The organism is Polaromonas sp. (assembly GCF_030680935.1).
Lineage (GTDB): Bacteria > Pseudomonadota > Gammaproteobacteria > Burkholderiales > Burkholderiaceae_C > Polaromonas.
On the sequence record NZ_JAUXUP010000036.1, the window covers coordinates 1 to 8,542 of the forward strand.

An 8,542-nucleotide genomic window follows, 5' to 3' on the forward strand; every position below is an offset into this window, starting at 1 on the left:
AGGCCAGCTCTACAAACTCTCTTTTGGTGTCCATGAGGTCTTTCGGTTGCCAGGGCATGGGCCTCTCCTTGCGTTGATCGCAAGCAAGAAGTGTTTCCTATGTCCTCGCACACCTGTTTCCCATGTCTCCTGTCCATACAGGCGACACAAAGAAAAGGGCCTCGCCCGCCGGGGCGAGACCCGGCTTGCCCGAAGACCCACCGAAACGCACGCTTGCGCAGCCATCGACATGCCGTGAGCTACCACAGGCCGATAATGAAACCTCCCCATGTTCCTCAACTTCCTGCTCAATCTCACCGCCAGGGAGCGCACACGCCGCAGCAACCGGCAGTTTGGCGGCATCCTGGCCTTTGTGGCGGGTGCCGTCAACGCCGGTGGCTTTCTGGCGGTGCAACGCTACACCTCGCACATGACCGGCATTGTCTCGGCCATCGCCGATGATCTGGTGGTTGGCAGCCTGGCGCTGGCGCTGGCCGGACTGGTGAGCCTGGGGGCCTTTATCGCCGGGGCGATCACCACCACCTTGCTTATCAGCTGGGCGCGTCGCCAGGAACTGCGCAGCAAATATGCACTGGCGCTGCTGCTGGAAGCTGCACTGCTGCTGGTTTTCGGCCTGGTGGGCGCCAACCTGAAATCATTCGCCGCCCTGCTGGTCCCCACCACCGTGCTGCTGTTGTGTTTCATCATGGGTCTGCAGAACGCGATCATCACCAAGATCTCGAACGCGGAAATCCGCACCACCCACATGACAGGTGTCGTCACCGACCTGGGCATAGAACTGGGCCGGCTGATTTACTGGAACCACTCCAAACAAGCCAACAACATCCAGTTTGTCAAAGCCGACACCGACAAGCTGCTCATTCTGGCCACGCTGCTGGGCCTGTTTTTCTTCGGCGGCATTGTCGGGGCGATTGCTTTCAAGGCCATGGGTTTCAGCGCCACCGTGCCGCTTGCCCTGCTGCTGGTGGTCATGGCCCTGCCGGCCATCGTGCTGGATCTGCGCGCAGCGGCGAGGACGCGGTGACCGCAGGTCCCGGCGATTTCCAGTCGCTGCACTACGAGCAACCCTTTGTGCGCGAAGACGGCGCGTCGAAGTCGCTGCACTTCACGCTGGGTGAACTGCAAAGCCGCATGCTCACGCATCAACCCTGGCGGCTGGATGTGGACTACACCCGGACCATGATGGGTTTTCTGCTGTTTCAGCCAGCGCCCACCCACATCGGCATGATCGGCCTGGGTGGCGGGTCACTGGCCAAGTTCTGCTACCGGCAATTGCCTGCGTCGCGTATCACGGTGCTGGAGAACAACCCGTATGTGATTGCGCTGCGGCGCGACTTCCAGATTCCCGACGATGACGAACGCCTGCAGGTGATCGCTGCCGACGGCGCGCAGTACCTGCAGCGGGAAAAACCGGCGTTTGATGTGTTGCTGGTCGACGGCTTCGACCACACGGGCCAGCCTGCGGCATTGTGCTCACAGCGTTTCTATGACGACTGCCTGGTCGCGCTGACAGATAGCGGCGTCCTGGTGGTCAACCTGCACGCTGACCACCCCGACTACCCGTTACTGGCGGCGCGTATCAGCCGCAGCTTCAGCGGCAATGTGCTGGAAATCATGGCCGCAGAAAAGAGCAACGGCATTGTGTTTGCGCGCAAGGGCCAGGCACTTGCAACGCGCGCAATCAGCTTGCAGCGCAGTCTGCAGAGCCTGCAGCCCCAGGCGCAGCGTGATCTCAAACCTGAACTGGCGCGTGTCAGCTGGGAGATGTCACACCGGATAAACCACGACACCGCCTGAGCGACAAAAAAAACCTCAACCCGACCCGATGTTCAGAAGCTGTTCTGGTTCTGCATCTGGTAGACGGCTTGCTGCAGGTTGTCGCCCTGCACCATTTCCTGGGTCTGCTCATGCGGCTGCATGGCCTCGGGCACTGCATCGGGCGCAAGGTCTGCCGCATTCACGGATGTCACCACCAGATGGATGAAATGCAGCTTGGTCACCACCTCGCGCGGCAGCACAAAGGGGTAAAAATCCGGCTGGCCCATGGCCCGCGACATCTCGTTGAGCAGCGTGGTGAGCCGGGTCCACTGGTTCAAAAAATCCAGAAAACCCTGGGCCTGCAGATGCTCCGGCTGGTACAGCGCGTCCAGTGTGAAAGGTGTGAACTCCAGCTGCGCGCTGTCGGCCGACAGGCCAAAACTCAGCGCGGTGTCCACCGTGTCGCGCATGTGCAGGTAGTGGGCCCAGCACTCGGCCCAGTCTTCCCAGGGGTGGACACTGGCGTAGGCGCTGACATAGTGCAGCGCCCAGTCGGGGCGCGGGCCCTGCTCGTAGTTGGTTTGCAGGCTGGCCAGGTAGTCCTGGCTTTCGTCGCCAAACAGGGTGCGGTAGCCGTCCATCCAGGCGGTCCCCGACACCAGCCGGTCCCAGTAGTAATGCCCGACCTCGTGGCGTAAATGCCCGAGCAGCGTGCGATAGGGTTCGTGCATGGCCTTGCGGATGGCCTCGCGCGTGGCATCGTCGGCTTCGTTGAGGTTGAGCGTGATCAGCCCGGTGTCGTGCCCCGTCATGACATGGGGCCCGAAGTCGGGGGAGCGCAGAAAGTCGAACATCAGCCCCTGCGCGGGGTCTTCGTCCATGCGCGAAGTCACCGGCAATCCGAGGGCCAGCAGGGCCGACACCAGACGCCGCTTGGCCAGTTCAATTTTGCCCCACAACTCGGCGTTGTCCGGATGGGCCGTATCGTTGAGATCGGGGATGGTGCGGTTGAGCCGGCAGGCCTGACACAGCAGCGCCTGCGGCGCGTCCTTGCTGACCGGTACCAGCCAGTTGCAGGCGGCCGGGGTGTGCAGATTCGCGCAGCGCAGGTACACCGCAGCGGACGCGGCATCTACTGGCGCGTCGTCGGTCCGCCAGGCGACCCAGGTGTCGTGTTCAGTGCCGGGAATCAGTGGCAGAAGGCTGGCCTGCGCGGCGTCGTAACCCAACGCCGTGCCGCAGGCCAGACAGGTGCTGTTCCTGAAAAAAACCGGGCTACCGCACTGGCAGTGGTAGGCCCGCCCGGCCAGACGGGGCAGGTGGACAGCGGGTGTGAAGGGCGTATCGTTGGTCAAAGCGGGTTCTCAAAACGCTCAAGGGTCGCAGGGCGGTAGTTCGGCAACCATACCGGCTCCAGTGCCTGTGAGTTTCCCACGTTTACCGGGCTGTCCGATCACCCGCAAGCCTTGTCCGGCTGTCAGTCTTTGCCGACACACGGACACCATGCGCCGGGGGTTTTATCATGAGGCACTGTTTCAAGCCAACTCCCAGGAGAACCATGCCCACTTACCACGTCGAAATGATGGAAGGCCGCACCATCGAACAAAAGAAAAAGCTGGTTGCCGAAATCACCCGTGTCAGCGTTGATGTTCTGGGCGGCGAACCCGGTTCGGTCGATGTCATCATCACCGACATCAAACGCGAGAACTGGGCCACCGGCGGCAAGCTGTGGTCCGAACCCCGCAGCTGATGATCTGTCTGCCGGTGTGTAGCAGGGCCTGGTCTTGAGCAGTCCTTCCACGCTGGACGAGATGCAGGCGCGGTACGGCCCGCGTTACCGCTGGCTGCTGCTGGTGTCGGTGATGATTGGCACGATGGCCTCCATCATGTCATCGACCATCGTCAATGTGGCGATTCCCGACATGAGCCAGCATTTCACGCTGGGCCAGGAGCGCGCGCAGTGGGTCACTTCCGGCTTCATGGTGGCCATGACCGTTTCCATGCTGACCACCCCCTGGCTGCTGGCGCGTTACGGCTACCGGCGTACCTATGCGGGCACCATGCTGCTGCTTCTGGCCGGCGGCGTTGCGGGTGGTCTCGCCAGTACCTTTGAACTGGTGCTGGCGGCGCGTGTGGCCGAGGGTCTGGCTGCAGGCGTGGTGCAGCCTATCCCGGCCATCATCATCATGCGCGCCTTCGCGCCGCATGAGCAAGGACGGGCCATAGGCATCTTTGGCATGGGCGTGGTGCTGGCGCCTGCCATTGGCCCCAGCGTGGGCGGCGTGCTGGTCGATCTGTTCGGCTGGCGTTCGATTTTTTTCATGGTGATCCCGTTTTGTCTGGCCTCACTGTGGATGGCTTACCGCTATGTGCCCACCACCTCGCCCGGCGGTGTAGCGCCCAATCGCAAGGGTGCCACGCTGGACTGGCGCGGCCTGCTGCTGGGCGGCGTCGGCACCTTGTGCCTGCTCAACGGCATGGTGGCATTACACGGCGGGTCGAGCGCCACAGCGGGCCTGCTGCTGGTTGGGGCGCTGCTGGCGCTCGTGCTGTTTATTGCCTGGCAGCGACACATGGCCCGCAGCGGGCGTGAGCCGCTGATGAACCTGGCGCTGTTTGGCTCCCGCCCGTTTGCCATGGGCAGCATCGTCGCCTTCATCTACGGCACGGCACTGTTTGGTTCGACTTACCTGCTGCCGGTGTACATGCAGTTGGGCCTGGGCCTGTCGGCCTCGTATGTGGGCTCCATCCTGTTGCCGGCCGGGTTTGTGCTGGCCATCACGATTGCGCTGGTCGGCCGCCTTGCCGACCGGCACCCCACCTGGCTGCTGGTCAGCACCGGCCTGGCCCTGCTGGCGCTGTCGTTTGCTCTGATGTTGACCGTGACGCTGCAAAGCGCGATCTGGGTACTGGTGTTGTGGGCCATCCTCGGGCGCATCGGGCTGGGGTTTATTTTGCCCTCGCTCAATCTGGGCTCGCTGCGTGTGCTGGACCAAACCCTGATCTCACAGGGCTCGAGTGCCATCAACTTTTTGCGCATGCTGGGCGGCGCCATCGGCGTGAGTTTGTGCGGCATCGTGCTCGAATGGCGGCTATCGGTACATGGCGACTCGCTGGCACAAGCTGCTACCAGCCCGGCGCGCCTGGCCGCGTTTAATGAAACCTTCCTGATGCTGGCAGCCCTGTGCGCGCTGGCCCTGGTGGCGGCCTGGAAGATACGCCCCCACGCTCGGCACGATAGCCCTTCCAATAGAAAATAACGCCATGTGCCAACTCCTGGGAATGAACTGCAACACGCCGACCGACGTGACCTTCAGCTTCAGCGGCTTTGCGCAGCGCGGCGGCCATACCGACCACCACAGCGACGGCTGGGGCATTGCCTTTTTTGAAGGCGACGGTGGCAAGGGCAAGGACAGCGACAAAGGGCTGCGGCATTTTGTCGATCACCAGTCGGCCTGTGACTCGCCGGTGGCCGAGCTGATACGCCGCTACCCGATCAAAAGCCGCAATGTCATTGCCCACATCCGCAAGGCCACCCAGGGCCGTGTGGCGCTGGAAAACTGCCACCCCTTTGTGCGTGAGTTGTGGGGCCGTTACTGGGTATTTGCCCACAACGGCGACCTGAAGGACTTTTCGCCGCGCCTGCACGGCAGCTTCCGGCCTGTGGGCAATACCGACAGCGAGCGCGCCTTTTGCTGGATCATGCAGGAGCTGGCCAAGTCACATGCCGGTGTGCCCAGCGTGGACGAGTTGACCCTGACGCTGCGCGAGCTGGCTGCGCAGATTGCGCCGCATGGCACTTTCAACTTTCTGCTGGGCAATGGCCTGGCACTGTGGGCCCATGCGTCCACCAGCCTGTACCACGTCGAACGCAAACACCCGTTTGCCCACGCCACCCTGAGCGACGAAGACCTGAGCGTGAATTTTGCAGAACATGCGGCACCAGGCGACCGGGTGGCGGTGGTGGTGACCGCGCCGCTGACCACCAACGAGGCCTGGGTGGCGATTGCGCCCGGCGAGCTCAAGGTGTTTGTGGACGGCGCACTGTACACCTGATTTGCTATTGAATCAGGAGCTGCTTGCGCATACTGCACAAGGGCTGCAGCCCCATTTGATTCAATCTTTCAGCGCAGCCTCGAGCGCATCGATGAACATCGCTGCCACGTCAAAACCGGTCTGCTGGAAGATCTCCTGAAAGCAGGTGGGGCTGGTGACGTTGATCTCGGTCACATAGTCGCCAATCACGTCGACACCGGCCAGCAGCAGGCCGCGTGCGGCCAGCACCGGGCCCAGCGCATCACCGATTTCCTGGTCACGCGCCGACAATTTTTGCGCCACACCCAGGCCGCCAGCGGCCAGGTTGCCGCGCACCTCGTTGCCTTGCGGAATACGCGCCAGGCTGTAGGGCACGGGTTTGCCGCCTATCACCAGCACGCGTTTGTCGCCTTTGACAATCTCGGGCAGAAACTTCTGCACCATCACGCTTTGCGCACCGTCCCGGTTCAGGGTTTCAATGATGCTGCCCAGGTTCAGGCCGTCTTCCTTCACGCGGAAGATGCCCATGCCGCCCATGCCGTCCAGCGGCTTGAGGATGATGTCCTTGTGCTCGGCGTGGAAGCGCCTGATGTCCTCAGCGCTGCGCGTGACCAGCGTGGGGCCGCTGAACTGCGCAAACTCCAGGATGGCGAGTTTTTCCGGGTGGTCGCGTAACGCACGCGGCTTGTTGAAAACCCGTGCGCCTTCGCGCTCGGCCTGCTCCAGCAAATGGGTGCTGTAGAAAAACTCGCTGTCAAACGGCGGGTCTTTGCGCATGACGATGGCGTCAAAGTCGCAGAGCTGCTGGCGCAGGGCCGGTTCGGCCGTGAACCAGTCGGTAGCGTCGCCCGTGAGGGTGATGGGCTGCACCGTCGCCGTGACCTTTTCGCCGGTCTGCCAGCGCATGTCCTTTGGCTCGCAAGTGCTCAGCGCATAGCCGCGGCGCTGCGCCTCACGCATCATGGCGAAGGTGGTGTCCTTGTAGATTTTGAAAGACGTGAGGGGATCGGCGACAAAAAGAATGTGCATGGCGTTCAGTCTGGAAGGCAGACGCCTAAACGGCGCGTTGCCGGTATTGTTGTACAAATAGCGCAATCGCGCCGGCGACCACACCCCAGAAGGCTGAGCCGATCCCGGCAATCGTCACGCCCGACAGCGTGACCAGAAACGTGATCAGCGCGGCCTCGCGGTGCGACTCGTCCCGCAAGGCCTGCGCCAGGCCATTGCCAATCGTGCCCAGCAGCGCCAGCCCGGCAATCGCCAGCACCAGCTCTTTTGGAAAAGCCGTGAGCAGGCCGGTGACTGCCGCACCAAAAATACCGATCACGACATAAATCGCACCACAGGTCACAGCGGCGGTGTAACGCTTGCGCGGGTCTTCATGCGCCTCTGGCCCCATGCAAATGGCCGCCGTGATGGCACTCAGGTTTAACGCAAAGGCGCCAAACGGCGCCAGTACCAGCGTGGCCAGGCCTGTCAGCGTGATGACTTTGGACAGCGGTATGCCCCCATCGGGCGCGTCCGGCCCGTAGCCCGCGGCACGAATGGCCGCCACCCCCGGCAGGTTTTGCGAAGCCATGGTGACAATGAACAGCGGCAAGGCCAGACTGATGATGGCCGCCAGTGTGAACTGCGGCGCCACCCACACCGGCGTCGTCAAGGAAAAAGTGACCTCAGCCCACGCCATTTGTCCGCGAGCAGCTACAAAAATAATAGCGCCCAGCAGCGTCAAGACCACGGCGTACCGAGGCAGCAGCCGCTTGCCGACCAGGTAAATCGCCAGCATCAGCAGCACCAGCGGCAGCGCCGTCTGCGCCGCCGCAAACGCCTGCAAGCCAAAACGCGCCAGTACACCGGCCAGCAACGCAGAGGCAATCGCCATCGGAATCCGGTTCATGAGTTTTTCAAACCAGCCTGTCACCCCAAACAGGGTGATCAGTGCAGCGCTGACCATAAAAGCCGCCACCGCTTCGCCCATCGAAAAGCCACCCGCCAGACCCGCCGTTGCCAGCACCGCGGCGCCCGGGGTAGACCAGGCCACCATCACCGGCTTTTTAAGCCACAGCGAAGGAATCGCAGAACACAGCCCCATGCCTATGCCCAGCGCCCACATCCACGAGCTGATCTGCTCCGGCGTGGCGTTGAAGGCCTGCGCGGCCTGGAAAACAATCGCCACTGAACTGGTGAAACCGACGAGTACGGCAACGAAACCTGCTGTGAACGCAGAGAGGTTGAGGTCTTTGAAAAACTGCATTGGGGGATTTTGGCAGGCTTGGGTTTGGGTGCGCTTGTTCGTCCTGTTCCACTGCCTGTGGTGTGCCTGCTAGCCGGGGGTTGCCCGGCGGCAACTCACTTTCTTTTTGCGTCGCCAAAAAGAAAGTAAGCAAAGAAAAAGGCGACCCGATGGTCTGGGTCCCCTGCGCTGCGCTCCGGGGCAACCTGTGGTGCTCGGTAAAAGCGGGGTCTCGCTCGAACTCGCCTTCGGCTCAGACAATCGCGAGCCCTGATCCGCTTTTGCCTGCGCTCCTCGGCCCAGCCCGACGGGTGGTGGACTCGGGATCAGATTCGCCGGCGGGCCCCGCCTCCCCGAATCTGCATTCATCCCCAAAGCCCGTTTGGCCGGGCCGAGCAGCGCAGATGGAGGCGGTGTCAAGGGCGGCAGTTGTTTGAGCGAAGCGAGTTCTGACGCCCCCCGCCGTAATCGAGCAGCGCAGGTTGCCCCGTAGCGGCAGCGAAGGGGTCCCGGACA

At 62.5% G+C, this 8,542-nt stretch carries 8 protein-coding genes; 5 read left to right on the plus strand and 3 right to left on the minus strand.

The window, feature by feature from the left end; genetic code table 11:
* Positions 1-268: 268 nt before the first annotated feature.
* Together Q8L50_RS09420 and Q8L50_RS09425 are read left to right on the plus strand one after the other, a co-directional pair.
* On the plus strand, positions 269-1,024 hold the full coding sequence (locus Q8L50_RS09420; RefSeq protein WP_305348410.1) for a YoaK family protein: 756 nt from the start codon (positions 269-271) through the stop codon (positions 1,022-1,024).
* Positions 1,021-1,797, plus strand: a complete 777-nt coding sequence (locus Q8L50_RS09425) for a fused MFS/spermidine synthase (protein WP_305348411.1) — start codon at positions 1,021-1,023, stop codon at positions 1,795-1,797. The genes Q8L50_RS09420 and Q8L50_RS09425 overlap by 4 nt, the downstream gene beginning before the upstream one ends.
* Before the next feature lie 32 nt (positions 1,798-1,829).
* On the opposite strand, the gene Q8L50_RS09430 is transcribed toward Q8L50_RS09425, so the two are convergent.
* Entirely contained in the window at positions 1,830-3,113 is a 1,284-nt protein-coding gene (locus Q8L50_RS09430) for a putative zinc-binding metallopeptidase (protein ID WP_305348412.1), read from the minus strand.
* Positions 3,114-3,316: 203 nt separating this feature from the next.
* Between Q8L50_RS09430 and Q8L50_RS09435 the strand changes: the two genes are divergently transcribed.
* The 3 genes from Q8L50_RS09435 to Q8L50_RS09445 all read left to right on the plus strand — a co-directional run bounded on the left by Q8L50_RS09435 (position 3,317) and on the right by Q8L50_RS09445 (position 5,814).
* Complete coding sequence (locus Q8L50_RS09435) at positions 3,317-3,508, plus strand: 4-oxalocrotonate tautomerase (RefSeq protein WP_305348413.1); 192 nt, start codon at positions 3,317-3,319, stop codon at positions 3,506-3,508.
* A 61-nt stretch (positions 3,509-3,569) separates the two neighbouring features.
* Positions 3,570-5,018 carry an MFS transporter gene (locus tag Q8L50_RS09440; protein WP_305348417.1) on the plus strand — a complete coding sequence of 483 codons (1,449 nt, stop codon included), beginning with the start codon at positions 3,570-3,572 and terminating at the stop codon, positions 5,016-5,018.
* 4 nt (positions 5,019-5,022) lie between these two features.
* Positions 5,023-5,814 carry a class II glutamine amidotransferase gene (locus Q8L50_RS09445; protein WP_305348414.1) on the plus strand — a complete coding sequence of 264 codons (792 nt, stop codon included), beginning with the start codon at positions 5,023-5,025 and terminating at the stop codon, positions 5,812-5,814.
* A gap of 60 nt (positions 5,815-5,874) precedes the next feature.
* Here the strand turns inward: Q8L50_RS09445 and gshB are convergent, their stop codons facing one another.
* A complete protein-coding gene (gshB, locus tag Q8L50_RS09450; protein WP_305348415.1) occupies positions 5,875-6,822 on the minus strand; it encodes a glutathione synthase in 948 nt (315 codons plus the stop codon).
* Positions 6,823-6,847: 25 nt separating this feature from the next.
* Positions 6,848-8,047 (minus strand): benzoate/H(+) symporter BenE family transporter, encoded by a 1,200-nt coding sequence (locus tag Q8L50_RS09455; protein ID WP_305348416.1) that lies wholly within the window; start codon positions 8,045-8,047, stop codon positions 6,848-6,850.
* Between the last annotated feature and the right edge of the window lie 495 nt (positions 8,048-8,542).